24 protein-coding genes are annotated in these 26,244 nt (G+C 63.0%); 12 read left to right on the forward strand and 12 right to left on the reverse strand.

Going from position 1 to position 26,244, the window contains the following annotated elements; genetic code table 11:
* The first annotated feature begins 136 nt into the window (after positions 1–136).
* The 8 genes from ACHMW7_RS00910 to ACHMW7_RS00945 are packed head-to-tail and all read left to right on the forward strand — an operon-like array spanning position 137 to position 8,007.
* Positions 137–1,459, forward strand: a complete 1,323-nt coding sequence (locus ACHMW7_RS00910; RefSeq protein ID WP_395446568.1) for a M20 family metallopeptidase — start codon at positions 137–139, stop codon at positions 1,457–1,459.
* A 27-nt stretch (positions 1,460–1,486) separates the two neighbouring features.
* Complete coding sequence (locus ACHMW7_RS00915) at positions 1,487–2,419, forward strand: MurR/RpiR family transcriptional regulator (RefSeq protein WP_395446569.1); 933 nt, start codon at positions 1,487–1,489, stop codon at positions 2,417–2,419.
* Entirely contained in the window at positions 2,416–3,063 is a 648-nt protein-coding gene (locus ACHMW7_RS00920; protein ID WP_395446570.1) for a cysteine hydrolase family protein, read from the forward strand. The genes ACHMW7_RS00915 and ACHMW7_RS00920 overlap by 4 nt, the downstream gene beginning before the upstream one ends.
* Positions 3,060–4,382 (forward strand): glutamine synthetase family protein, encoded by a 1,323-nt coding sequence (locus ACHMW7_RS00925; protein ID WP_395446571.1) that lies wholly within the window; start codon positions 3,060–3,062, stop codon positions 4,380–4,382. The genes ACHMW7_RS00920 and ACHMW7_RS00925 overlap by 4 nt, the downstream gene beginning before the upstream one ends.
* Positions 4,382–5,164, forward strand: a complete 783-nt coding sequence (locus ACHMW7_RS00930) for an N-formylglutamate amidohydrolase (RefSeq protein WP_395446572.1) — start codon at positions 4,382–4,384, stop codon at positions 5,162–5,164. Before ACHMW7_RS00925 ends, ACHMW7_RS00930 begins: the two co-directional genes overlap by 1 nt.
* The gene (locus ACHMW7_RS00935) at positions 5,161–6,483 is read left to right on the forward strand and encodes an aspartate aminotransferase family protein (protein WP_395446573.1); all 1,323 of its coding nucleotides are present in this window, start codon (positions 5,161–5,163) and stop codon (positions 6,481–6,483) included. The genes ACHMW7_RS00930 and ACHMW7_RS00935 overlap by 4 nt, the downstream gene beginning before the upstream one ends.
* Positions 6,484–6,495: 12 nt before the next feature.
* Positions 6,496–7,047 carry a pyridoxamine 5'-phosphate oxidase family protein gene (locus tag ACHMW7_RS00940; protein WP_395446574.1) on the forward strand — a complete coding sequence of 184 codons (552 nt, stop codon included), beginning with the start codon at positions 6,496–6,498 and terminating at the stop codon, positions 7,045–7,047.
* Between the two features lie 6 nt (positions 7,048–7,053).
* A complete protein-coding gene (locus tag ACHMW7_RS00945) occupies positions 7,054–8,007 on the forward strand; it encodes an FAD-binding oxidoreductase (protein ID WP_395446575.1) in 954 nt (317 codons plus the stop codon).
* On the opposite strand, the gene ACHMW7_RS00950 is transcribed toward ACHMW7_RS00945, so the two are convergent.
* The 8 genes from ACHMW7_RS00950 to ACHMW7_RS00985 all read right to left on the reverse strand — a co-directional run bounded on the left by ACHMW7_RS00950 (position 8,008) and on the right by ACHMW7_RS00985 (position 15,344).
* The gene (locus tag ACHMW7_RS00950) at positions 8,008–8,640 is read right to left on the reverse strand and encodes a DUF6910 family protein (RefSeq protein WP_395446576.1); all 633 of its coding nucleotides are present in this window, start codon (positions 8,638–8,640) and stop codon (positions 8,008–8,010) included.
* Positions 8,570–8,926 carry a DUF6929 family protein gene (locus ACHMW7_RS00955; protein ID WP_395446577.1) on the reverse strand — a complete coding sequence of 119 codons (357 nt, stop codon included), beginning with the start codon at positions 8,924–8,926 and terminating at the stop codon, positions 8,570–8,572. Before ACHMW7_RS00955 ends, ACHMW7_RS00950 begins: the two co-directional genes overlap by 71 nt.
* A 76-nt stretch (positions 8,927–9,002) precedes the next feature.
* The gene (locus ACHMW7_RS00960; protein ID WP_395446578.1) at positions 9,003–9,863 is read right to left on the reverse strand and encodes a sugar phosphate isomerase/epimerase family protein; all 861 of its coding nucleotides are present in this window, start codon (positions 9,861–9,863) and stop codon (positions 9,003–9,005) included.
* A gap of 129 nt (positions 9,864–9,992) precedes the next feature.
* Entirely contained in the window at positions 9,993–11,027 is a 1,035-nt protein-coding gene (locus ACHMW7_RS00965) for an extracellular solute-binding protein (protein ID WP_395446579.1), read from the reverse strand.
* 28 nt (positions 11,028–11,055) lie between these two features.
* Entirely contained in the window at positions 11,056–11,853 is a 798-nt protein-coding gene (locus tag ACHMW7_RS00970) for an ABC transporter permease (RefSeq protein WP_395446580.1), read from the reverse strand.
* The gene (locus ACHMW7_RS00975; RefSeq protein WP_395446581.1) at positions 11,850–12,728 is read right to left on the reverse strand and encodes an ABC transporter permease; all 879 of its coding nucleotides are present in this window, start codon (positions 12,726–12,728) and stop codon (positions 11,850–11,852) included. The genes ACHMW7_RS00970 and ACHMW7_RS00975 overlap by 4 nt, the downstream gene beginning before the upstream one ends.
* Entirely contained in the window at positions 12,725–13,972 is a 1,248-nt protein-coding gene (locus ACHMW7_RS00980; RefSeq protein ID WP_395446582.1) for an ABC transporter ATP-binding protein, read from the reverse strand. Before ACHMW7_RS00980 ends, ACHMW7_RS00975 begins: the two co-directional genes overlap by 4 nt.
* A 16-nt stretch (positions 13,973–13,988) precedes the next feature.
* Positions 13,989–15,344 carry an aspartate aminotransferase family protein gene (locus ACHMW7_RS00985; RefSeq protein ID WP_395446583.1) on the reverse strand — a complete coding sequence of 452 codons (1,356 nt, stop codon included), beginning with the start codon at positions 15,342–15,344 and terminating at the stop codon, positions 13,989–13,991.
* A 115-nt stretch (positions 15,345–15,459) separates the two neighbouring features.
* On the opposite strand from ACHMW7_RS00985, the gene ACHMW7_RS00990 reads away from it, so the two are divergent.
* The gene (locus tag ACHMW7_RS00990) at positions 15,460–16,926 is read left to right on the forward strand and encodes a PLP-dependent aminotransferase family protein (protein ID WP_395446584.1); all 1,467 of its coding nucleotides are present in this window, start codon (positions 15,460–15,462) and stop codon (positions 16,924–16,926) included.
* Positions 16,927–16,929: 3 nt separating this feature from the next.
* On the opposite strand, the gene ACHMW7_RS00995 is transcribed toward ACHMW7_RS00990, so the two are convergent.
* The 4 genes from ACHMW7_RS00995 to hpaR form a co-directional block, all read right to left on the reverse strand.
* The gene (locus tag ACHMW7_RS00995; protein WP_395446585.1) at positions 16,930–19,062 is read right to left on the reverse strand and encodes a N,N-dimethylformamidase beta subunit family domain-containing protein; all 2,133 of its coding nucleotides are present in this window, start codon (positions 19,060–19,062) and stop codon (positions 16,930–16,932) included.
* A 76-nt stretch (positions 19,063–19,138) separates the two neighbouring features.
* Positions 19,139–20,434, reverse strand: coding sequence for a histidinol dehydrogenase (gene hisD, locus ACHMW7_RS01000; RefSeq protein WP_395446586.1), 1,296 nt, complete (start codon positions 20,432–20,434; stop codon positions 19,139–19,141).
* Positions 20,435–20,559: 125 nt separating this feature from the next.
* Positions 20,560–22,362 (reverse strand): thiamine pyrophosphate-binding protein, encoded by a 1,803-nt coding sequence (locus ACHMW7_RS01005; RefSeq protein ID WP_395446587.1) that lies wholly within the window; start codon positions 22,360–22,362, stop codon positions 20,560–20,562.
* 347 nt (positions 22,363–22,709) lie between these two features.
* A complete protein-coding gene (gene hpaR / locus ACHMW7_RS01010) occupies positions 22,710–23,108 on the reverse strand; it encodes a homoprotocatechuate degradation operon regulator HpaR (protein ID WP_395446709.1) in 399 nt (132 codons plus the stop codon).
* Positions 23,109–23,332: 224 nt separating this feature from the next.
* Between hpaR and ACHMW7_RS01015 the strand changes: the two genes are divergently transcribed.
* The 3 genes from ACHMW7_RS01015 to hpaD are packed head-to-tail and all read left to right on the forward strand — an operon-like array spanning position 23,333 to position 26,244.
* Entirely contained in the window at positions 23,333–23,719 is a 387-nt protein-coding gene (locus ACHMW7_RS01015) for a 5-carboxymethyl-2-hydroxymuconate Delta-isomerase (protein ID WP_395446588.1), read from the forward strand.
* 11 nt (positions 23,720–23,730) lie between these two features.
* Positions 23,731–25,248, forward strand: a complete 1,518-nt coding sequence (gene hpaE / locus ACHMW7_RS01020) for a 5-carboxymethyl-2-hydroxymuconate semialdehyde dehydrogenase (RefSeq protein WP_395446589.1) — start codon at positions 23,731–23,733, stop codon at positions 25,246–25,248.
* A gap of 15 nt (positions 25,249–25,263) precedes the next feature.
* Positions 25,264–26,244 (forward strand): 3,4-dihydroxyphenylacetate 2,3-dioxygenase, encoded by a 981-nt coding sequence (hpaD, locus tag ACHMW7_RS01025; RefSeq protein WP_395446590.1) that lies wholly within the window; start codon positions 25,264–25,266, stop codon positions 26,242–26,244.

Here is a 26,244-nt window from a genome sequence, read left to right on the forward strand (position 1 = left end):
TTTGACGTGAGGTAAGACCATCGTCACAGCTATGTCAATATCTCTTCAAGATTGACGTTGAACTATTTTCTTGTAGAATTCTCTTCGTCATTGGGCTAGAGCTTGGTCAAGCCTGAAAGCAGCAACGGGGAGAGCCATGAGCATCGAGAAGGCCATCGAAAGCATCCAGCAAGTCGTTGAGCAGGAACGCGATTTCGTCGTCGGCCTGACCCGTGACCTAGTCAGGATCCCCTCAGTCAATCCGAAGTTCGAAGCGAACGAAAAGCTCAACCGCGAGCCTGAGGTGCAGGCGCATCTGGCACGCGTGCTGGAGGAGATCGGGCTGACCACCCAGCAGCAGGAAGTGTTTCCGAACCGGCCCAATCTGATCGGCACGCTCCCCGGCAGCGACGAGCGCAGCTTGCTGCTCAACGGCCATGTCGACGTCGTGCCGGTGGTCGATGAAGCCAGATGGACGGTCGATCCGTTCGGCGGTGAAATCCGCGACGGTCGGGTCTGGGGCCGCGGTGCGATCGACATGAAATGCGGCATCGCTACCATGGCGGCGGCGGTAAGGGCCATCGGCAAGGCCGGCTACCGCCCCATCGGTCGCATCGATTTCCATGCCGTGGTCGACGAGGAAGCCGGCGGTTTCGGTGCGGCACATGCCGCAAGGACGATGCCCAAGGCCCGCGCCGGCATCGTCACCGAGCCGACATGGGGCGAAATCCTGCCCGCTGCCGGCGGGCTCGAATGGGTGCGCGTTGCCATTCCGGGCAAGAGCGCGCATGCCGGTTGGCGCTACAACACGATCTATCCACAGCGCCACGATAATCCGAAGCGGCTCGAGCCGGGTGTCAACGCCATCGAGCTCGGCACCTTGTTCATCATGGCGCTGCGCGAATTCGAGCGCGAATGGGGCATGAACAAGTTCCACCCGCTGCTGCCGCCGGGTATCACCACCATCAACCCCGGCGTGGTCATCGGCGGCGTTTCGCCCGATGCCGACGGCAGGCCCACGCTCTTGTCCAACCCCGCGATCATCCCCGATGCTTTCGTCGTCGATCTCGACCTGAAATTCTTGCCGCAGGAAAAGAAGGAAAACGTTCGCGCCGAGTTCGAAGCCTTCGTCCGCGCCTTTGCCTCGCAGCACGGCTTCCTCAGGCAGAACCCGCCGCGCGTCATCTGGGAACTGCAGGGGCTGCATTTCCCGCCGCTCGACACCCCCGTCGACCACGCCATCGTCCAGTCGCTGGTCAGCCAGCGCAAGGCGCTCGGCCTGCCGGTCGAGATCTCGGCAATGGCCGGCGTCTGCGACGCGGCACACTACTCCGGCGCTGGAATTCCCTGTGTCATCTACGGGTGTTCGGGCGATGGCCTGCACGGCATCGACGAGTATGTCGAGATAGACAGCCTCGTCGAAACCACCAAGGTGCTGGCGGCAACCATCGCGGAATTCTGCGGCCTGCGTGAAATCTGATCGCGCTGTCGAGCACTGGAGGCATTGATGGCCATTAGAGACGTTCTGATGCGGGAGGACCTCTCCCTGACACCTTCCGAGGAAAAGATCGTGCGGCTGTTGCTGACCGACTATCCAACGTCGGGTCTCGGGACAGCGACAAGCCTGGCGCGCCGCGCCGGGGTGAGCGACCCGACAGTGGTGCGGCTGGTGATGAAGCTCGGCTTCGATGGCATCGCCGATTTCCAGTCGAAGCTGCTCGCCGAGGTCGAGGCGCGGCTGCACTCGCCACTGGAGATGATGGGGGCAAAGAGCCCCGACGGCAGCCGGGACGGCGTCATCATCTCCTACCTGAAATCGGTGACGGCCTGCGTCGACAAGTCGACCACCGCGACCCCGCCACAGACCTATGACCGCGCCGCCAAGCTGATCATGGAGGCCAAGGGCCAGGTCGTCCTGATCGGCGGCCGCTTCAGCCGCCATGTCGCCGGCATGCTCGCCGGCTATCTCATGCAGTTCCGGCCCGGCATCCGCGAGGTGGCGTCGCTTTCCGCCCAGGATTTCGACACGCTCGTCGACCTCGACAAGCGTGATGTGCTGGTCGTTCTCGACTATCGCCGCTACCAGCTCGACGTCGTCGCCTATGCCAGACAGGCCGCGGCGCGGGGCGTACGCATCGTGCTTTTCACCGACCCCTGGCTGTCGCCCATCGCCGATCTCGCCGAAGTGGTCATCGTCAGCCAGCTCGAGGTCGAGTCGCCCTACGACTCGATGGCGCCTGCGGTGGCCCAGATCGAAGCGCTTGTCGCCCACATCGTTTCGACGATGAGCGAGGCCACCCGTACCCGCATCGTCGATCTCGAAAATGTGCGGCACGCCAATGCCGTCACCCTCGACAGCACAAGACGCAGCGCAACCGAGCCCGACTCCGGCTCCGGCTCGTTCGGTCCGAAACGTTCGAAGAAAGAACCCAAGCAATGAGCGAAAAACTGCCAGGGCGCGATGCGCCCTATCAGCCGGGCGCAACGGCGCTCCTGATCGTCGACATGCAGCGGATCTGGCTGGAGCCCGGCCTCGACCCCGATCACGCCGACCTGACAGCGGACCATTATTTCTATCGCGAGACGGCGACACGGACCATTCCCAACGTGGAACGCCTGCTGGCAGCGGCACGTGCCAACGGCGTCGAGGTCCTGCACACCATCATCCAGAGCCTCACCGAGGACGGCCGCGACCGCTCGCTCGATCACAAGCTGACGCCGATGCACGTGCCGCCGAGCATGCCCGAGGGGTTGCCCGTTCCGAGCCTTGCTCCCGTCGGCGACGAGATCATGTTGCCCAAGACCTCTTCGGGCATCTTCAACTCGACGAATGTCGACTATGTCCTGCGCAATCTCGGCATTCGCCAGCTCGTCATCGCCGGCATCATGACCGACCAGTGCGTCGACATGGCCGTCCGTGACGCCGCCGACCGGGGCTACCTCGTCACCTGTGTTTCCGACGCCTGCGCATCCTTCACCAAGCTGCGCCACGACACCGCGCTCTCCGCTTTCAAGGGCTACTGCTGGACCGCCGATACGGCGACGGTCGTTGCCCGCTTCAACGCTTTGGGAAATCAGGCATGACCAACCGCTTCGAACCCCTGGTCGCCGTGGTGACGACCGATCTTGCCGCGGTGACGCGTGGCCGCTCGGTTGTCGAAAGCAAGCTGGGCAAGGTCGCCGAAACCGGCATCGGCTGGCTCCAGGCCAACCTGTCGCTGACACCGTTCAACTCCATCGCCGATCCAAATCCATGGGGTTCGGAAGGCGACCTCCGGATCTTGCCGGACCTCAAGGCGCGCTACAGGACCGACCTCACCGGCTCGGCCACGCCATTCGACATCGTTGCCGGCAACATCGTCGCGCTCGACGGCACGCCGTGGCTCGGCTGCACCCGCACCATGCTGCAGCAGGCCCTGGCCGACCTGAAGACGGCAACCGGCCTGTCGGTGGTGGCGACCTTCGAGCAGGAATTCCAGATCTTCGGCGCCAATTTCCCGACCGCGCATTCGTTCTCGGTCGACGCACTGCGGCGTACCGACCCGTTTGCGCCAAACCTGATGGCAGCACTCGAGGAAGCCGGCGTCGAGCCTGAGGTGATCATCGCCGAATTCGGCGCCGACCAGTTCGAAATCACCCATGCGCCGACCGACGCGCTGACTGCGGCGGACCGCGCGGTGGCGATCCGCGAGATCACCAAGGAAGTGGCGCGCAATTTTGGCTGGCGTGCCAGCTTTGCCCCCAAGACGGCGCCGACCGCCGTCGGCAACGGCGTCCACATCCATTTCAGCTTCGTCGACGAGGCCGGCCAGCCGGTCACCTACGACCCGAGCGGCCCCGGCGGGCTGTCGGTTGCGGCCGGTTCGTTCTGCGCCGGCATCGTCAAGCACCTGCCGGCGATCACCTGCCTGACCGCTGCCAGCGTGCCGTCCTATTATCGCCTGACACCGCACAACTGGAGCTCATCCTATACCTGGCTCGCCGACAAGAACCGCGAGGCAACGCTGCGCATCTGCCCGACCGTGACCATCGGCGGCCGCGACCCGGCCAGGCAGTTCAACATCGAGTACCGCGCAGCTGACGCCACCGCCAATCCCTATCTGGCGCTGGCGGCCATCGTCCGCGCCGGTCTGGACGGCATCACGCACAAGCTGCCGGTGCCGCCGCTCGTCTCCGACGACCCGACGCTGATGAGTGACGGCGAGCGAGATGCACTGGGCCTTGTCAGGCTGCCTGAGACGCTGGACGCCGCGCTCGACGTGCTGCTCGACAGCACTACGGTGACCAGCTGGTTTGCGCCGGCGTTCATCGAGACCTTTGTCGGCGTCAAGCGCGCCGAGATCGCCAAGCTTGCCAGCCAGGACAAGACAGCGATCTGCGAGCTCTACCGGACGCTCTATTGATGTCATCAGGTGCATTGCATAATCGGGCCAATGACTGGCCCGAAGCCGTCGTCGTGCTCAACGAGACCGGCCGTTCGGACATCGTGCTGCTGTGCGAGCACGCCTCCAACCACATGCCCGCCGAGTACAATCGCCTGGGTCTTTCCGAAACCGCCCTGCAACGGCACATCGCCTGGGACATCGGCGCGGCCTTGCTGACGCAGCGGCTATCGGCACTGCTCGATGCTCCGGCCTTTCTCAGCAACTACTCGCGGCTGCTGATCGACCTCAACAGGCCACTCGGATCGGAAGGAAGCATCCCCACTCTTTCCGAGGACACGGTTATTCCCGGCAATAGCGGTATCGGAGAGGCCGAACGGGCGCGCCGCGAAGCCATCATGTTCAGACCCTTCCACGACAAGGTCAGCAGCCATCTCGCCGGTCGTGAGAAGGATGCGAGGCCGACGCGCATCGTCACCGTACACAGCTTCACGCCGACCTATCTCGGCGTGCCCAGGCCGTGGCACGCAGGCGTGCTGTTTGCTGGCGCAACGGAGTTGGGCGAGAAGCTCGTCAACGGCCTGCGCGACAGCGGGCCGGCGCTCAATGTCGATGCCAACGTGCCTTACGTCATCAACCGCGATTCCGACTACGCCATACCGGTCCATGGCGACGATCGCGGCCACGAGGCTGTCCTGATCGAGATCCGCCAGGACCTTTTGACATCGTCTGACGATATCGACGCGTGGGCGAACCGCCTGGTCTTAGCCCTGCCGGCTTTCAGCGGAGAAATGGCGACATGAACACGTCGGGGCTTTCGCTGCGCGAACGCGACGCCAGGGTCGTCGCCGAGATCGGCAGGCTCAGGTTCTCGCCGCTGAGCCTTGTCGGTGGGCGCGGCAATCGCCTGATCGAAGAAGGCGGACGCGAGGTGCTCGATCTCTCGGGATCGGCCGGTCCGGCCATCCTGGGCTACGGCCATCCGGCAATCGTCGGGGCCGTCGAACGCGCCGTACGCGACATGGCGGGCGCCAGCCTCCTGCTCTACCCCAACGAGCCTGCGGTCTCGCTGGCGGAACAGCTTTTGGCGATCACGCCCGGCGAAGGCGAACGGCGCGTCTGGTTCGGACACTCCGGCTCCGATGCCAATGATTGCGCCGTCCGCGTGCTGCAGGCTGCCACCGGGCGCTCGCGTTTCATCTCGTTCATCGGCTCCTATCACGGCAACCTGTCGGGCTCGATGGGCATCAGCGGGCATACGGCGATGACCCATACCTTGCCGCGGCCGGGTGTCGTGCTCCTGCCCTATCCCGACCCGTTCCGGCCGCGCTTCAGCGCCGACGACGTGCTTGCCTTGCTCGACTATCAGTTCGAGACCACCTGCCCGCCTGACCAGGTCGCGGCTGTCTTCATCGAGCCGCTGATGTCGGACGGCGGCCTGATCGTGCCGCCGCCCGGTTTCCTTGCCGGGCTTCAGGAACGCTGCCGAAAACATGGCATCAGGATCGTCGTCGACGAGGTCAAGGTCGGCCTCGCGCGCAGCGGTCTGATGCATTGCTTCCAGCACGAGGGGCTGACACCCGATCTGGTAGTGTTCGGCAAGGGCCTCGGCGGCGGGCTGCCGCTCTCGGCGGTCGTCGGGCCGCGCGAGATCATGGATCACGCGCCGGCCTTCGCGCTGCTGACAACCGCCGGCAACCCGGTCGCCACCGCCGCCGGCGGCGCCGTGCTGAAGACCATCGCCAGCGAAAACCTGACGGCAAGGTCGGCGCGGATCGGCGCTCTGTTCGCCGACGGCTTGCGGGCGCTCGCAGCGAAATACGAAATGATCGGTGATGTCAGAGGTCGTGGTCTCGCTGTCGGTATCGACCTCGTTGCGGACCGACAGACACGCGAACCGGTGCCGGCAACGACCACCGCCAAGATCATCTATCGCGGCTACCAGCTTGGCGCCGCGTTCAGCTATGTCGGGCTCAAGGCGAATGTTCTCGAATTCATGCCGCCTTTGACCCTGAGCGAGGACGAGGGCGCCGAAGGTGTCGCCATCGTCGGACAATCGATCGAGGACGTGCTTGCCGGCAAAGTGTCCGACAAGGACGTTGCCTCGTTCATGATGTGGTGAGGAGCGCACAGAATGGGCCTGAGCTGGGAGGAAATTCCAACTGACTTCCGCAGCTTCATCGAGGAGCAGAAGCTGTTCTTCGTCGCCACCGCGCCCATGGACGGTCGGGTCAACCTGTCGCCCAAGGGCCTGGATACGCTCCGGGTGCTCGACGCGCGCACGGTGACCTATCTCGACCTGACCGGGAGCGGCAACGAGACTGCCGCCCATGTCACCGAGAATGGCCGCATGACGATGCTGTTCTGCGCCTTTACCGGCGAGGCAATGACGCTTCGGCTCTACGGCAAGGCGGATTTGATCCGGCCCGACCATCCGGACTGGGAAGCCATGCTGGCACTGTTCCCGCGCCTGCCCGGCACACGCCAGATCTTCCGCCTCCACGTCGAGAGCGTAGCGACATCCTGCGGCTGGAGCATCCCCGTCATCGGCGAGATGCACGAGCGCAACGAGCTGATCGAATGGGCCGAGACCAAGGGCGAAGACAATCTCGAGGCTTACCGTCTGAGCAACAACGTCGTCAGCATCGACGGCCTGTCGACCGGCTATGTCTCCGACGATTTCTGAGCGGGCATGATGGACAGGATTTCGATCACCTTCGCCGATGGCGAGGTCATGAGCTTTGCACCGGCGCCTGGCGGCTCGGTGCTCACTTCGGCCGAACAGGCAGGCAACGCACTGGCCCACAGCTGCCGCGAGGGAACCTGCCGGACCTGTGTCGCGCGCCGCCCCAACGGTGACGAGGTGCTGCTCTGCGTCGAGCCGGCGCAGGGCGGATTTGAGGCGGTCGTTCCCTATCGCCGGGCCGATGTTTCGCCGCCGACGCTGCGCCGCGCCAAGATCAACAGCTTCCGGAAGGTCTCGCGCTCGGTCTGGGAAATCAGGTACCGGCTGCAGTTTCCGCTGCCGTTCCTGCCGGGCCAGTTCGTCGAAGCGACCTTTCCCGGCATCGACGGCCCCAGGCGCTTCTCCATGGCCAATGGCCCAGCTGAAGCCGAACAGGTGCTGCATGTGCGCGACATTCCCGGCGGGGCGATGGCGGATTATCTGGCGACGCGGGCCAAGCCGCAGGATGCGTTCACCGTGCGCGGTCCGTTCGGCATCTTCTACCTGCGCGCCAGCCCGAGGCCGAAACTGTTCGTCGCCGGCGGCACCGGACTGGCGCCGATCGTCGCCATGCTGCGCGGCATCGATCGGTCCTCGCCACCGCCTCTCAGCCTGGTTCTGGGCTTCGCTGCTGCCCAGGATGCCTACGCCCTTAACGAACTTGACGTCCTGGCGCGCGAACTGCCGCTCGAGATCATACTCACCGCCGACACCGCAGACCCAAGCTGGTCAGGCAAATCAGGAAACCCGGTCGCCGGCATCGGTCATGTCACTGGTGTGCCGTTGCAGGAAGGCACCGAAGCCTATCTTTGCGGACCGCCCGGGATGGTTGGCGCGGCGCGCAAGGCATTGCGCGAGCTTGGTCTGCGCCAGGACGACATCTTCAACGAAGAGTTCGTGCACCAGTCGCCACCGGCGTGATCAGATCGCGATCGTCGCCGAATAGAGCGCTGCTGCAACGTCCGGATCGTCGGCGTCGGTAACCGCGAGAAGGTCGAGGCGGTTGCCGGCAAGCTGGGCGTGAATGCCCTCGATCTTGTACGGCCGATCGAGCCGATGGACGAAACGCAGCCGGCCATCATTCCCGACGATACCGATGGCAGCCCCGACACATGTGCCGTCGTTGAAAGCGTCGTCGGTGTCTTCGGCAACCGCACTGAAGACCATGGCGCCGCCCGGCAGCGACGCAGCATCGGTGAAGCACAACGGCACATCGTCGACATGGCCGAGATCGAGCCTGCCGATCCTCACCGACCGAAGCGCATCGGCACGACGGCCGGTCACGACATCGACGACCTCAGAAAGCCGGTATCGGATGATTGCATTGTCCGCGTGCTGCTTGTTACCGCGCTGGAACAGGCACAGTTCGTCACCGGCGACGACGGCGCCTTCGACATTGACCTCGGCGAAGGCGTCGGCAAGCGGAACCAGCATGGCCGACAGGTCAAGGCTTCGTGGCAAACCTGAAATGCGACCCAACGGATCAAGCCCGAGCAGGGCACCCCGGGCGCCGGTTAGGCCGCGAGCCCGAGCCGACAGCCAACAGCGCGCCATGGTGAAAACCCTCGAAAGCAGGCAGCAACGTCAGTGCTTCGAGGTCGGGCTTTTGCCGTTTGCGCGCGGCCTTCTCCTCCGGCAGCACACCGTCGAACAGCCTGACCAGCCGGCCAGGGCCGGCGTCGGTGGTCGAAAAAACACCAAGATGGAGCTCATCGTCGGCGATGACATACATCGTCGAATCGAGGCAGACGAGCCCGCTCGCAGCACTCAAATGTGACGGCCGCTCGCCGTTTGCGGCATCTGGCAGATTGAGTTCGCGTAGCTTCGTCAGTCCGATCATCGCTCAGTCATAGCAGCTTGCGATTGTTTGGTTCCATCTTTCCGACCGGCACATCTGACGGCCAGGATTGGACCTCTCACGATCCGGCTGCCTGGCGCAGCACCTCCTCCACAGATCGGCGCGAAATCTCGCCCACCTGCTTGGCGCTCATGTTCTTCAGCATCGGCGAGAACACCTCGGCACCGACCTGGTTGAGGCCTCCGGTTTTCGAAAGGATCCGCACGATCTCGACATTCGGGAACTGGCCGTCGCCTGGAAATTTGCGGTCGTAGCAATCGTCCTTGATTGTCACGCCGGCGGGCAGCGCCAATGGTCCATCATTCAGCTGGACACAATGGATCTTGTCACCGGGAATGGCGCGCAGATCGGCGAGGTCGGATTTTCCACGCACGAAATGCCAGGTGTCGAAAACCAGCCCCCCATTGCCGGCGCCGGCGGCCTGAACGATCTGCCAGGCCATAGCCAAGGTCGGCACGCCCCACAGCGGAATGAACTCCAGCGAACAGTCGAGATCAAAACGCGCCGAGGCGGCACAGATTTTGGCGTAGTCCTCGATGATCGCGTCCAGCGGCATCGAGCCGCGCGGAAACGTGGCATTCAGGCTGACCGAACGGCAGCCGAGTTCGGCGCACAGCGCGAATACCCGATCCTGCTTGGTGTCGACGGTGGCTATGTAGGCGTCGTCCATATTGTCGGGCAGCCAGACCCGCGACCACGTGTTGAGCGGGTCAAGCCGCAGGATCGACATGCCAGCGTCGTCGGCGCACTGGCGCACGTGCTTCGGCGAAACACCTGTTGCTGCCATCTGCTCCACCTCGTAAGGCATCAGCGACAGGGCATTGTAGCCAGCGACGCGCGTCGCCTCGAATTTCTCGGCCAGCGGCAAATGAGCCACGTTCGAAAATGGCATCAGGTGGCTGTTGACCAAGCTCTGCATTGCACTGTCCCTAGGTTGTCAATTGTGGCTGGGGTTAAAAGCGGTCAGCGGCTGTCAGCACCGGCATGGCCGCGTGCAGCCAGTGGGCTGCAGCGCGCGGGAAACACATTGCTCCCGCGCGTTGCCGACTTATTGCCGCAAGCGCGTCCAGATCAGGTCGTACTTCTTGGTCGCTTCTTCCGAGCAAACTGGGTTGACCACTTTCTTGTAGTCCGTCGGCACCTGCACCTCTGGTGCGCTCGCGATCTCCTCGGGCAGCATCGGTTCGGTGCCATTGATGCCCGTCGGGTAGCCGACATCCTTTTGCTGCATGGCGGCATTGGTGGGGTCCATCAAGAAGGAAATGAACTTCTTGGCGAGGTCCGGGCGGGCGGCCGAAGCCGGAACGACGACGTTATCGATCCAGGCCACGCCGCCCTCTTTGGCGAATACAAATTTCAGCGTTGGCTTCTGTTGTCTGGCAGTCAGCGCCTCGCCATTGGCGACCTGCGAGATCACCGCCTCGCCCGAAACCAGCCGCCCCATGATCCCCGATGAATCGTAGATCTTGACGAAGGGCTTTTGTGCCTGGAGCAGCGCATCGACCGCTTTTAGTTTTGCTGAGTCCGTCGTGCACGGTTCGATGTCGAGATAGCGCATGGCAAGCGCGATCACCTCGGTCGGCGACGAGAACATGCCGACCTTGCCTTGCAGTTCTGTGGGTGGATTGAACAGCAGCGACAAGCTGTCGGTCGGCCCCTTATAGGCAGCCGTATCGACGGCATAAGAGGTTACGCCCCAGAAATACGGTATCGAATAGACATTGCCCGGATCCCACGCGGACGTCTTCCACTGCGCATCGAGATTGCCGTAGTTCGGCAGCTCGGCGATGTTCACCGGCTGGATCATCTTTTCCGACTTCATGATCGGAATGAAATCGGTCGAGGCAATGGCGATATCATAGCCGCTGGAACCGCCGCGAAGCTTAGACAGCAGCGTCTCGTTGTTGTCATAGGTATCGAGCGCTACCGCCACGCCAGTGTCGGCGGTGAACTTGTCCAGCATTGCCTGCGAGATGTAGCCGTTCCAGTTGTAGATGTGCAGCGTGTCGGCGGCCAGCGCAGCGGTACCGGCAAAGGCAAAGGCGGTTCCTGCAGCCAGCAAGATTTTCAGTTTTCGGTTCATTGTTTTCCCCTGTTGGTTTTAGCCACTGTTATTTTTTGCTCATGCCTTGCAGCCGCAAGGCGACAAGGACAATCGCCACGGACGACACCAGAAGCAGGGTCGAAACCGCGTTGACCTCTGGCGACACACCGAGGCGGAGCATTCCGTAGATGTAGACGGGCAGAGTGGTTTGGCCGGCATCCGCCAGCAGCATGCTGATGAGAAAGTCGTCGAGCGACGAAGCAAAGGCCAGCATGGCACCTGAGAGAATGGCCGGCAAAAGCAGCGGCAAGGTAACCCGGCGGAAAACCTGCCATTCGTCCGAGTAGAGGTCGCGCGCCGCATCCTCGACCGCCGAGCCCATGTTGGCGAGGCGCGCCTGGATCGGCAGGTAGGCGAAGGGTACGCAGAACACCGTATGGGCGATGATCAGGTTGCCGAGGCCGAGCTTCAGGCCGATGCTGGAGAAGAATACCAGCGTTGCGACCGCAACCACGATCTCCGGCACGACCAGCGGCATGAGGATCAGGCCAAGCGTGATTTGGCCGCCGCCGCCGCCCCTGGCGTGGCGCAAGCCAAGGGCCGCACTCACCGCAAGCAGCGTGGCAAGGATCATCGAGGCGACGGCGACAATCAGGCTGTTGGACAGGGCAACCCCGATATCCCGGTTCTGGAAGACCTTGAAATACCAGTCGAAGCTGAAGCCTTCCCAGATCGTTGCCTGGCGGCCGACATTGAAGCTGTAGATCACGATCACCAGCAGCGGCGCATACAGGAACAGATACACGGTCCAGGAAAGTGTCCTCAGCCCTGGCGTCGCCTTCCAGTCAAACGGCCTGCCGCTCATCGTACCGACACCTTGTTGAAGGTCTTGCGGACGACCAAAAACAGCGCCGCGAGGATGGCCACCGAGACGACGGTGGCAAGGGCTGCGCCAAACGGCCAGTTGCGCGAACTGCTGAACTGCAGCTGGATCAGGCTTCCAATCATCAGGCGGCGACCGCCGCCGAGCAGGTCAGGCGCCAGGAAACTGCCGAGCGCGGGCGCAAAGACAAGCAGACTGCCTGCCACCGCGCCCGGCCTGGCCAGTGGCCACACGATGCGACGGAAGGTGCTCCAGCGATCGGCATAAAGATCGTGCGATGCCTCGATCACATCGCCATTGACCCGCTCGAGCACGGCATAGATCGGCAGCACCATGAAGGGTAGATAGGTGTAGACCATGCCCAACAGGATCGCGAAGTCGTTGTAGAGGAACTGGATGTGGTCTTCGACGAGGCCGATCCGGTGCAATCCGCCGTTCAAAAGGCCCTCGTCGCGCAGGATCAGAACCCAGCAATAGGTGCGGATCAAGGTGTTGATCCAGAATGGCAAGGTGATCAGCAACAACATCCGGGCCCGCTTCGCCGGGGCGCTGCACGCCATGTGCCAGGCCAGCGGCAGCCCGATGAGCAGGCTGGCGACCACCGTCAACGCGGCCAGCAACACCGAGCGCCAGAGAATGGTGAGATAGCCGGTCGAAAACACCAGATTGCCGTCGAAATCCTCCTGGAATAGCAACTGGCGATAGGCCAGCGCCGTGAACGGCATCTTGACGCCGCCATACGCGCCGTTGGTCATGAAGGAATAAACGACCGCCAGCGCCATCGGCACCAGCATGAACAGCACCATGGTCACCAGGACCGGCGAGCGCAGCAGCATTGTGGTGATCTTGGTGTTCATTCGCTGAGCAACCACTCGCTCGATTGGTCCCAGGCAAAGTTGGCGCGGTCGCCAACTGACAGGCCTGACACCGCTCCGCGCACCCGCGCCCGGATCGGTATGTCGCCTGCGCTGCGCGCCTCGATCAGCGTATCGGCACCAAGGAAGGTCAGGGCGACGACCGTGGCCTCAAGACTGCGCCTGCCCCCGGCGGGCGGGGCCTGCAGCGATATCTGCTCGGGACGGATCGAAATCGTGTTGCCCTCGGCAAGCCCGAGCAAATCGGTCGGAATGAGGTTCGCTTCGCCGATGAAATCGGCGACGAAGCAGGTTCGCGGACGCGCATAGATGTCTTCGGGCGACGCGACCTGCAGCACCTCGCCCTTGCTCATCACCGCGATCCGGTCCGACAGGGCCAGGGCCTCCTCCTGGTCATGCGTGACCATCACGAAGGTCAGCGAGGTTTCTTTCTGCAACCGCTTCAATTCGGTCTGCATCGCCTTGCGCAGCTTCAGGTCGAGCGCCGAAAGCGGTTCGTCGAGCAGCAGGACGCGTGGGCGCGGCGCCAGCGCCCGGGCGAGCGCGATCCGCTGCTGTTGCCCGCCCGACATCTCGGTGGTGCGGCGGTCAGCAAAGGCCGGCATCTGGACAAGGTCGAGTACCTCGTCGACACGGCGTTTGATGTCCACCGGTTTCCAGCGCAGCATTTCGAGCCCGTAGGCGATGTTCTGACGCACGTTGAGATGCGGAAACAGCGCATAGCTCTGAAACATCGTGTTGACCGGGCGCTTGTACGGCGGCTCGTGGCCGATATCGCGGCCGTCGAGCAAGACTCGGCCAGAGGTCGGGTGTTCAAAGCCGGCGATGATCCGCAGCAGCGTCGTCTTCCCGCAGCCCGACGGGCCAAGCAAGGTGAAGAACTCATTGTCGAAGATTTCGAACTTGGCGTCCTCGAGCGCCGTTATCTGCCCCCCGCCGACGCCGAAGCGCTTGCTGACGCGATCGATGCCGAGCAAGACAGTGCGCGCTGCGTCAAGGCCAGCATGTGCTCGCGGCCCTGTTGTGTTTTGATCCGGCCCCCGGTCGTTCACGATGGCGTATCCCCCACTGTTTGTTCTGGCACTTGACGCGCCCCCTGCAGGGCGGTCGTGCCCGATGCCCGGTGCTGCCGGCCAAAAGCGCGGCTGACCAGAATTCAGATTTGAAATCATGGGGTTACTTATACCTTCCGTCAATTTCCTGCATCCGGTTTCGGCCCGAGCCAAGCGACGTGCTCCAGTCCTAGTGTCTGCCAAGACCTCGCTGCTTTGAGACCTCCACGATCGCCTGCTTCATCACCTGAGTGCACTGTGCGAGGTCGTCGCGCGTCGCAACGAGGGCCGGAGCGATTTCGATTGCGGTACCGATCGGGCCGACGATGACACCCAGTTCGCGTGCACGCTTGGCAATCGCAACAACCGTATCGTCGGCGAAGGCAGCCCGGCTTGCCTTGTCAGTGGTGAAGTCGATCGCCTGCCAGAAGCCGCGGCCGCGGATGTCGCCGACAATCGGATGGTCGCCAAAGGCGGTCTTCATCTCCTGCTGCCATTCGCTGCCAAGCAGGTTCGAATTCTCGACCAGGTTCTCGCGCTCCATGATTTCGATAACCTTGAGCGAGGCAGCACAGCAGATGGCATGGCCGCTATAGGTGTGGACATGGCGGAAATGGCTGATGCCGTCGGCAATCTCGTCGCTGGTGATGACGGCGCCGATCGGGGCATAGCCAGCGCCCATCGACTTGGCCATGTTGAGGATGTCGGCCTCGATGCCCAGTTGTTCCGTAGCAAACCAGGTGCCCGTGCGACCGAAGCCGGTGATCACCTCGTCGATGATCAGGATGATACCGTATTTGTCGCAGAGTGCGCGGACCTTCTTCCAGTAGCTCGGCATCGGGATCTGCACACCATTGGCCTGCTGGAACGGTTCGCCGATAAAGGCTGCGACAAGCTCGGGATCTTCAAGCTGGATCTGGCGCTCGAGATGGGCAACGCAGATATCGGAATAGGTCTCTTCGTCCAGACCGTAGGGGTTGCGGTAGCACATCGGGTTGGCGACGAAGCTGTGGCCGGGCACACGCGGATCCGGCACATCGCGCACCGCCAGCCAGTCGGTGCAGGACAGTGCCCCCATGGTCGCGCCATGATAGGCGCTCCAGCGCGAAATGACCTTGAAGGCGCGCGGCTTGCGACCGCTCTGCTGCAGATACTGCTTGGCGATCTTCAGCGCTGTCTCGGTGGCTTCCGAACCACCTGAGGTGAAGGTCACCCGATTCAGCCGGCCAGGTGTAATCTCGGCCAGCTTCTCGGCCAGCTGGGCGGCGGGTGCGTTGGTGTTCCGCCCCGCACCCGAATAATGCATGGTGACCGCCTGGTCATACATCGCGTGTGCAATCTCGCGATTGCCATAGCCGAGCGATCCGGCACGGGTTGTTGCGCTCATCATGTCGAGCATTGTCGTGCCGTGCTGGTCGGTCACATGGACACCGCTGCCCGACATCAGGATGCTCGGGCCGTAGGTCGCCATGTCCTCGCGCGGCACAAGCGGGAAGATCAGGTGTTTGGCGCTTGCTTCGGCTTCATGAGCAGAATTTCTCAGCATTTGCGTGTTCATGGATCGCCTGGTTCCCGACTTGACTTTGGTCTTGAGCCCGGAACGATAGGAGACTACTGACAGCACGAAAATCGCCAGAAACAGACAAAATGAGGATACCAGTTTGAGCGAGCCGATCCGCGACATCGCCATCGACTCAACCATGATCGACCCGCACGACCCGGCGCCGATGTTTCAGCAACTGTATCGGCAAATCCGCGACCAGATCAGGGCGGGCATCTTGAAGGACGGCGGGCGCCTGCCGTCCACGCGCGCGCTTGCGGCAGACCTCGGCCTGTCGCGCACCACGACGATCGCAGCTTTCGAACAGCTGGAGACGGAAGGCTATATCGAGACCAGAAAAGGAGCGCGCGCAAGGGTCCTGCCGCTTCCGTCCGCGGGCAACAGTCGCGAGGCCGATCACCTGCCACAGCTCCAGGACAATCTTTCGCGGCGCGGCCAGACACTGGTGACGCTGCGCCACGAAACTGGATTCCCGGGGAACTATTCGTTGCAGCCGGGCCTGCCCGACGCCCTCGCCTTTCCCTTCACCATCTGGCGCCGCCTGGTGTCGAAGCATATGCGCCACATGCCTGGCGAAACGTTCGGCTACCACAGCTATGGTGGCCATCAGGGCCTGCGCGAGGTGATCGCCCAATACATGCAGTCGTCGCGCGGCGTGAAGTGCCAACCAGACCAGATCATGGTGACCGGCGGCGCGCAGAGCGCCTTCACATTGCTGGCGCATCTGCTGATCGATGTCGGCGACCCGGTGATGATCGAAGAACCCGGCTACACTGGGGCACACGGGGCATTCGGGGCGGCCGGGGCGCGCATCGAGCCGCTGGCGGTGAACGGGCGCAGCTGGGACCTCAAGTCGATCTCGGCGGTGCGGCCGAAGCTGATCTATCTGACGCCGTCATGCCAGTTTCCACTCGGTTCGACGATGCGCATCGAACAGCGCCTTCGCCTGCTCCAACTTGCGGCCGAAACCGAAGCCTGGGTGATCGAGGACGATTTCGACAGCGAGTTCCGTTTCAGCGGCAATCGCGTTCCGACCCTGCAGTCACAGGATATCGATCACCGTACGATCTATGTCGGGTCGTTTGCCAAGACCATGCTGCCGGACCTTCGCCTCGGCTTCATCATCTTTCCCGGCGAGGTCGTGCCGCCGGTACGCAAGGCGAACTTCCTGATGGGAACCGCAGCACCCCTGGTCACGCAGGCAGTGCTGGCCGATTTCATCCGCAACGGCGATTTCGCGCGTCACACGCGACGGATGAAGCGGCTGTATGCGGCAAAGCGGGCACTGCTGGCGGACCACGCAACCGCACTTTTCGGCGATGTCATGGAACAAGTCGATGAAGGCAATGGCTTGCAGACGACATGGCGCTTCCGCTGCAAGGCCGACGATGTCGCCATCGCCAGGAGCGCGCTCAAGGCCGGCGTCAACACGACGCCCCTGTCGGCCCACTACGTCCACGGCGCGGCCGACTATGGCCTGATGATCGGCTATGCCGCGACCGACGAGAAGCAGATCCCCCGCGCCTTGCACAAGCTCAACCAGGCCATCCGCCAGCATCTGCCATGAAGGCTAGCCGAGCATCCGTTTCAACACGTTGCGAGTCATGTGCGCGACATTGTTGTCGTAGTGATTATGCGACAACGCACTGAACCACTGCATGGAGCCAACCGAAAAGACCAGGCCACCTTGCGCGGTTTCGAAACAGACAATGTCCGACCGCACCAAAGGATTGTCCGGAAGCGTCGAGGCCTCATTAACGTCGCGGCGCTCGTCGATAACAAGCTGGTAGTCCGTCGAAAAGCCTGTGGCCGTCGCCAGCAACAATGCGTGCGCCGGCGTACCGAGCACAAGGTCGGCGCGGTCGACCTCGTCGCCGGCGGCCCCGACGCCAAGTCCCAATGTCTGGAAGTCGCCGATCATCTCATCCTCGGCAATGCCGGCAAGCAGCTCCGCAACCAGCGGATGGTTACGATCGCCAACCTGCCGATATGGACGCGGCAGACCGCACGCGTCGTGCGAGGTCCAGCCTTGGGCCGTGAAGCCGACGCCCACCAGGCGCTGCGGCGCGCGTCCGCGAGATCGCCAGAGACCCCCGATCTCTCCGGTTAGGGCATGGTGGCTTTCGCCGGGATTGGAGGACCAGGGCCGCGTACCGTTGGGGCGACGCACTTCGATCGTAGTGCCATCCCCCGACAGCGAAGTGACGCTGTAAAACCCGTTGCCGCCGAGATAGGCCAAGCTGCCTCCGGCGCCAAGATAGCTCTCCAACGCATCCAGCATCTGCCCCGAGACATATTCAGGATGCGAGCCGGTCACCACCGCCTTGTACCGTTTCAGCAGCGCCGCACCCTCGCGGTGCAATTGGTGGTCGGTGATGATGTCCACCGACTGGCCGATGGCATTGAGCCAGTCGATGAAATACAGCTCTGCGCACAGGTGGCGGCCGAAGCGCTCGCCAGTTACCGATTTCAACAATCCCCGCCCCGGCCGGAAGGTCTTGATCGGGTGTCGCAGCGATGCGAGCGGTACCCCTGCCCCATCGATGTAACGGTCGTAAAGGCAGTTGAGCCCGTAATCCCTCCACATCTCGCTGCCATAGGCGAGATAGGTAAAGGTCGGCACCAGCAGCGCCAGCGGTGCCGTGGCGCGCCCTTCAGGCGGGCAGACGAAGAAGGGAAGGTGATCGGTCTCGTCGCCGGCTGTCAGCCGGGCCGCGTAGGCGCCGCTTGGCAAATCGTCAGGCACTGTGAAGGTAAAGCTCTGCCGCCAGTTGGCGTCCGACAGGCTGTCCTCATGGAAGTGAATAGCGCAATAGCCGCGGGGGTCGATCCTTGGGTCGTTCGTTGCGCCGTTCCAATGTGGGCCGGTCATGGCGCGGACCGGCATTTGATTTGTCGTGCCGTCAAATCCCCGTCCTCCGGCATCCAGCACCGTCGGGCCGTCGCTGCCGATGCTAAAATCCCAGGCCGCGATGACGGGCTGTGGCAGCACGGCAAAGTCCACGCCCTGCGCCAGCGCTGCAATCTCTGCATCAGTCAGGCATTTTCCAAAGATGCAGGGATCAGCGATCAGCCCGTTGTAGAACTGACCAGGACGGCCATCTTGCATCGACGCGGCGATCAGCAGATCGGCGTCCGAACCCGCAGCATTTGGCAAATGCCCGGCAGCTCCGAACTCACCAACGACGGACAGGTCAGCTGCGTGCAAGCCGGCCGACAGCCGCGCCGCCCCCGTGCCAGCCTCATGGCGCGCAGCGATCCAATGCCAGCGACGGTCCAGCACGGGCACGGGCCCTTCGATCCGTGCCGTACCGATACGCAGAAAGAGCTGGCCGGTATCGGTCAGGCCGAGAGCATATCCGGCCTTGTCTGCTCCCTCCTTGGCAAGGATGACCTGTTCGCCGTGGCCAGGCCGCGTCGGACAGATCCAGGCGAAGAGTGTGAAGTCCCCAGTCAGCCGCAGCTCGGTGCGATCGGCGACCACGACGCAGGAGCCTGGGAACAGCGGCTGCTCAATGCCAGGGTATTCGCCATTGGCCACAGTCTCGACGGGCAGTTCCCGGCGGCCCGGCCCACGCGGGTCGGCATCGCCATGCAACAGACGCACGATCTCGGCCCGGAACACCGGCGCGTCCGTGCTGACCATGAACGAAAGTACTTCGCCCGGGCGGGCACTCAGGCGGTCGGTGTAACCAGTCAGCATCGGTCAATCAGCTATCCTGAAATCGTAGGATGGTCAGGCACGCCACGGTTCGGACCCCGCTTGGACGCCCCTTCACCTACTTCGCTGCGCTGCCATAGGCGACATTTCTGCCGCCGTAGCGCCTGAGGCGGATGTTGGCCTGTTCGGCGTGGCCGACAAATCCTTCCATGATGCAAAGGCGCGAGCAATAGTCACCGATCTGCACCGCTGCTTCATCCGTCAAAATCCGCTGGTATGTACAGGTTTTCATGAATTTGCCGACCCATAGGCCACCGGTATAGCGCGCTGCCTGCTTGGTCGGCAGCGTGTGGTTGGTGCCGATCACCTTGTCGCCATAAGCGACAGTCGTGCGCGCGCCGAGGAACAACGCCCCATAATTCTTCATGTTGTGCAGGAAATAGTCCGGATCGGCGGTCATGACCTGCACATGTTCGGAAGCGATGCGGTCGGCCTCGGCGACCAATTCGTCGACAGTGTCGCAGATGATGACCTCGCCATAATCGTCCCACGCCTGGCGCGCGATGGCCGCGGTCGGCAATACCTTCAGCAGGCGCTCGATTTCGACAAGCGTGTCCTTGGCCAATTTTTCCGAGACCGTCAGCAAAATGGCAGGCGAGTTGACGCCGTGTTCGGCCTGGCCGAGCAGATCGGTCGCGCACAATTCGCCATCGACCGTGTCATCGGCGATGACCAGCGTTTCGGTCGGGCCGGCGAACAGGTCGATGCCAACGCGTCCAAACAGCAGACGTTTGGCTTCGGCGACATAGGCGTTACCGGGGCCGGCCAGCATGTCGACCGGGGCCATGGTTTCAGTTCCAAAGGCCATCGCCGCGATCGCCTGAACGCCGCCAAGACAATAGATTTCGTCGGCACCGGCCAGATGCTGGGCTGCAACGATAAGCGGCGCGATTTCGCCCGAAAACGGCGGCGCGCAGGTGATGACGCGATCGCAACCGGCAACCTTCGCGGTCAGTACCGACATGTGGGCGGAGGCAAGCAGCGGATATTTGCCGCCAGGCACATAACAGCCGACATTGGCGATCGGGATGTTCTTGTGGCCCAGTACGACACCCGGCAAGGTCTCGACCTCGATATCCCTCAGCGCATTCTTCTGGGCCTCGGCGAAGCCACGGACCTGCTCCTGCGCGAATTCGATATCGGCGCGCTGGCGGCTGGTAAGACTGTCGATGCAGCCTTGAATCTCGGCATCGGTCAGACGATAGGAGGCGCGGTCAAGCCCGTCGAACTTGACCGAAAGCGCACGCACCGCCGCATCGCCGCCTTTTTCAACTTGCGCCAGCAGGGCCTCGACTGTCGCTGTCAGGGCGACCGCTGCCTGCGCCGTCTCGCTTGCGTGCAGCGACGACTTCATTCTTCTTATCATGACAGTGACCTTTCTGGCCTTGCTGACAAAATCCGGCCGTCGCCGCCGCAGCCGCAGCGCTGAAACCGGGTGATGTCCTGGATAGATGTTGTGCAGGCGCGCGATAGCCGCGCTTACAGGTGTTGCTCCAGGGCGCGGCCCTCGGCATAGGCTTCCTGTTCCTTGTCGTAATATTCAGGTGACGGAAAATCCCACCATCCCGTGACAAAGGGCCCGGCCGCGTCGCGAGAGGTCGTCACCTCGACCAGTGCGGGCGCGCCGCAATCGAGCGCCATCTTCAGGGTCTTCTCCAGTTGGCCGGACTCCTCGACCTTCCACGCCTCCATGCCAAAGTTCCTCGCCACTTCGGCGATGTTGGCCGAATAGGGTTCGCCATTGCCCTTGTGATAGTTGAACTCGCTGGCGACATGCCGGCCCATGAATTTGCGCTGGCCGCCGCGGATCGACATGTAGCCGCGGTTGTTCTGGACCAGGAAAACCGCCGGGATGCCGTTCATGACGGCTGTGGCCATTTCGGGCAAAGACATCATGAAATCGCCATCGCCGACAACCGCCACCACCTGCCGGTCCGGCATGGCGAGCTTGGCGCCAAGCGCCGCCGGCACCGCCCAGCCCATTGGTGAGAACGATCCCGAGGTCAAATGGGTGCGTGGTTCATAGACGGGGAAGGTCTGCTTGACGGCGCCTTGCGTATTGCCCGAACCGGCGAGGATGATGCCGTCGCGCGCCATCACGTTGCGCAGCGCGCCAAGCGGGCGCTGCGAGGTGAACGGGCTTTCGTGCGAATCCCGGCGCGGCGCAAGCATTGCTTCCCACTCGGCCTTGGCTGCATGGATGTCGGCCAGGTAGCGCTCACGGCGGTTCATCACCCTGGCCGCCTGCTGGTCGGAAATCGCCGCCAGTATGGCTTCAAGCGTGACGCGAGCATCGGCGACAATACCGACCTCGGTGGCATAGTTCTTGCCGATCTCGTGATGGTCGAGGTCGATATGGATCAGCTTGCCCGGAGGGATCGAGATCGAAGCCCCCTTGCGGTAGCTCGACGCGGACCAGTCGGTGAAGCGGCAGCCGACCGACATGACGACATCAGCGCCGGCAGTGATCTTGTTGCCGCACGAGGTACCGGTCTGGCCGATCGCGCCGATCGACAGCGGATGGTCTTCCGAGATCGCGCCCTTGCCGTTCCATGTCGTCGAGACCGCAGCTCCGATCTTTTCGGCAAGCGCGGTCAAGGCCAGCGAAGCGTTGGCGCTGATCGCGCCGCCACCGGCAAGGATGACCGGACGTTCGGCCGACAGCAGCAGGGCTGTCGCCCGTTCGACAGCGATTGGATCGGGATAGGCGACGCCAACAGCCATGCGTTGCGCCAATGGGTGGATGGTGACGTCGGCGGCGGCAGTCTGGATGTCCATCGGAACTTCGACATGCACGGGGCCAGGACGCCCCGACAGCATGGTGTTGAAGGCGCGGTGCATGATGAAGGGCAGTTCGTCGACACGCCCCGCCTTGTAGGCCCGTTTGGTCACCTGCTCGGTGATACGCGGAAAGGCGTTTTCCTGCTGGCGCTCAAGCTCCTGCATGACGCCGTGACCCTTCATATGCGTCGCCGGACCTCCAGACACATAAAACGCCGGTATCGAATCCGTGTAGCAGGTGGCGAGCCCGATGATCGTGTTGGTGGCTCCAGGTCCGATCGAGGTGGAGCAGGCCATCGGCTTGCCGCTGGCGCGGAAATAGCCGTCAGCCATATGCACCGCGCTCTGCTCGTGCATGACCTGGATGAAGGGGATGTCCGAACCTTCAGCGAGAAAGGCATCGAACAGCGACCAGATGCCGTGCCCCGGAACGCCGGCGACATATTCGACACCGTATTCCTTCAACGCCCTGGCCACGATCTGGCCGCCCGTCAGTCTCATGTCGCTGATCCCTTTTGTCTTTCTGTGACGGGCAGAAGAAAGACACTGATAGCAGTCGAAAAAAAGTACCAGAAATTCAGGATCTGGAGATACCAGTTCGATGATGTCGAATGGTTGCGGCTAGCGCGTTGTCCGCGACATGTTCCACCTCTTAGGCTTCCGCGCTGCGCCAAGAAATTCCTGTCCGGCATATCGAGCGGCATCGCGGCGACGATGTTCCGCCAGCCAGATTCGACCAAGGTGACGCTGCATGATCGCGGCCCCGGCCTGTTCGGGCGTGAGCAGCTGGAAGGCCTGCGGTTCTCAAGCGAAAGATCATGTAGGCCCACGGACCCCGCGCGCTGACGTCAAATTTTCTCAAGGTCGATCAGCCCCTCGAGCAGGTCGAGCAGCTGTTCGTAGCGCTCGTGTCCGATGCGCCGCTGGACCTCGTCATAGATGGCGCTGCTCTCGGGCGCGACCTCTGATATCAGGACCTGCCCCTTGGGCGCGATCGCCAGCATGACGCGGCGCCCGTCGCCGTCGACCTTGCCACGGGTGATGAGCTTGCGCTCCTCCAGCGCCTTGATGATCCGCGTCAGGCTCGGCGCTAGGATAGAAGCTCGTTCGGCGAGCTCCGTCGCGTCGAGGGGGCTCTGCTCGCCCAACACGCGGAGGACACGCCATTGCTGCTCCGACACGCCATGTTGGGCGAGTATGGGTCGGAACTGAGCCATCACCACTTCGCGGGCGCGCAGCAGTGACATCGGCAATGAACGTCGGGTGCTTTGCAGCAAAGGCGAACTCCTGATGGCGGCGGCGGACGCGCCGGCATTCCACTTCAATCCCCGATAATACCGGCGCCTCGACGGAGCAACGCCCGACAGCGGCAACCAGCCAAATTGTGGCGGCACAAGCGTCCTTGACAGCGGCCTGGAAAACTATTTAACATGTTAAATATCGAAACACCAGCTGTGCGGAAAGACGCGCCTTGCCTCACCTCACCTTCGAATATTCGGCCAATCTCGACGGTCGCGTCGACATGCCGGCGCTGTGCGGGGAGCTGTCGCAGGCGATCCTCGACACCGGCCTGTTCGAGCACGGCGCCATCAGGGTGCGGGCACTGCGCGCCGACGCCTATGCCGTCGCCGACCGCGTGGCCGAAAACGCCTTCATCGACATGAGCTTCAGGATCGGCGCAGGCCGTACCGCCGAAGACAAGAAACGTGCCGGCACGGCAATCTTCGCTGCCGCCAACGCATTTCTCGCGCCACTTTTCGCCACGCCTCATTTCGCGCTTTCGCTCGAGATCCGCGAGATCGACGCCGAGCTGAGCTGGAAAAACAACGCCATCCACCCGCGTCTGCGGAACAAGTGACGGAAACCTCAATGTCAGATTTCGAAAACAACCTGCGCAAGGCTGAAGCCTATCTCGAACGCTTCAATTCCGGCGGGGTCAGCAACCACGTCAACGGCGAGGCGATCCCAGCGCTCGACGGCACGACCTTCGAGACCATCTCGCCAGTCGACCTCAAGCCGCTCGCCCGGGTGGCACATGGCAAGGCGGCTGACATCGACATGGCGGCCAAGGCGGCCAAGGCAGCCTTTCCGGCATGGGCCGCCCAATCAGGCGATGCCCGCAAAAAGATGCTTCACGCAATCGCCGATGCCATCGTCAAGCGGGCCGAGGAGATCGCCTTCGTCGAATGCATGGACACCGGCCAGTCACTGAAGTTCATGGCCAAGGCGGCCCTGCGCGGTGCCGAAAACTTCCGCTACTACGCCGACAAGGCGCCCGAAGCGCGCGATGGCCGCACGCTGCATGCACCCGGCCAGCTGAACATGACAACCCGCGTGCCGATCGGACCGGTCGGCGTCATCACGCCGTGGAATACCCCCTTCATGCTGTCGACGTGGAAGATCGCGCCGGCGCTTGCCGCTGGCTGCACCATCGTCCACAAGCCGGCGGAGTTTTCGCCCCTGACGGCGCGCCTGCTGGTCGAGATCGCAGAAGAGGCAGGCCTGCCGAAGGGCGTATGGAACCTCGTCAACGGCCTCGGCGAAGATGCCGGCAAGGCACTGACCGAACATCCTGATATCAAGGCGATCGGCTTCGTCGGCGAAAGCCGCACCGGGTCGATGATCATGCGCCAGGGCGCCGACACGTTGAAGCGCGTGCATTTCGAACTCGGCGGCAAGAACCCGGTGATCGTGTTCGCCGATGCCGATCTCGAGCGTGCGGCCGATGCGGCGGTGTTCATGATCTACTCGCTCAATGGCGAGCGCTGCACCTCGTCCTCGCGCCTGCTGGTCGAGGCCTCGATCTACGATAAATTCACTGCCATCGTCGCGGAGAAGGCAAAGCGCATTCGCGTCGGCCATCCGCTTGATCCGCAGACGGTCGTCGGCCCGCTGATCCACCCGATCCATGAGGAAAAGGTGCTGTCTTACATCGAACTCGCGCGTTCGGAAGGCGCAACGATTGCAGCGGGCGGCGGCAAGCTCGAGGGGCCAGGGGGCGGCTGCTACGTCGCACCGACGCTGTTCACCGGCGCGCGCAACGACATGCGCATCGCCCAGGAAGAAATTTTCGGACCGGTGCTGACTGCAATCCCGTTCGAAAACGAAGCCGAAGCGCTGGCCATCGCCAACGACACGCAATACGGCCTGGCCGGATATCTGTGGACATCCGACGTGACACGCGCCCTGCGCTTCACCGAAGGGCTGGCGGCGGGAATGATCTGGGTCAACTCGGAGAACGTCCGTCATCTGCCTGCACCATTCGGGGGCGTGAAGAACTCGGGCATTGGCCGCGACGGTGGCGACTGGTCGTTCGATTTCTACATGGAAACCAAAAACATCGCCTTTGCCACGACGGCCCATAACATCCAGAAGCTCGGCGGCTGAGCGGGAACAGACATCATGCCATTGCCCACACCCAATCTTTATCCCGCCTTCAACATCGTCCGGCTCAGCCATGTCGAACTGGCCGTGACGGATCTGGCCAAGTCCCGCGCCTTCTATGTCGACACGCTCGGCCTGCAGGTCACCGACGAGACCGCCGACACGATCTACCTGCGCGCCATGGAAGAGCGCGGCCACCACTGCATCGTTCTGAAGCAGAGCGACCGGGCCGAAGCCCGCGACCTCGGCTTCAAGGTGTTTTCGGACGAGGACCTCGACAAGGCCGAGCACTTCTTCAAGGCGAAGGAGCTGCCGGTCGAATGGGTCGAGCGGCCCTACCAGTCGCGCACGCTGCGCACCCGCGATCCGCACGGCATTCCGCTGGAGTTCTATTCCCGGATGGATCGGCTGGCGCCGATCCACCAGAAATACGCGCTCTACAAGGGCGTAAAGCCGCTGCGCATCGATCACTTCAACTGCTTCTCGCCCGACGTCGACCAGTCGGTCGCCTTCTACAACGAGCTCGGCTTCCGCGTGACCGAATTCACCGAGGATGCCGAAACCGGCCGCCTGTGGGCGGCGTGGACCCACCGCAAAGGCGGCGTGCACGACATCGCCTTCACCAACGGGCTCGGACCGCGCCTGCACCATGTCGCCTTCTGGGTGCCGACGCCGCTCAACATCATCGACCTGCTCGACCTGATGGCGACCACGGGTTACGTCGGCAACATCGAGCGCGGCCCCGGCCGGCACGGCATCTCCAACGCCTTCTTTCTCTACATCCGCGATCCTGACGGTCACCGCATCGAGATTTACTGCTCTGACTACCAGACGGTCGATCCCGATCTCGAGCCGATCAAGTGGGACCTCAAGGATCCGCAGCGCCAGACACTGTGGGGTGCCCCTGCCCCACGCTCGTGGTTCGAGGAAGGCAGCACATTCGCCGGCGCCGAGCCCCGGCCGTCCGCGCTTGCGGCATCACCGATCATCGCACCGTGA

The organism is Aminobacter sp. UC22_36 (genome assembly GCF_044056035.1).
Classification (GTDB): domain Bacteria; phylum Pseudomonadota; class Alphaproteobacteria; order Rhizobiales; family Rhizobiaceae; genus Aminobacter.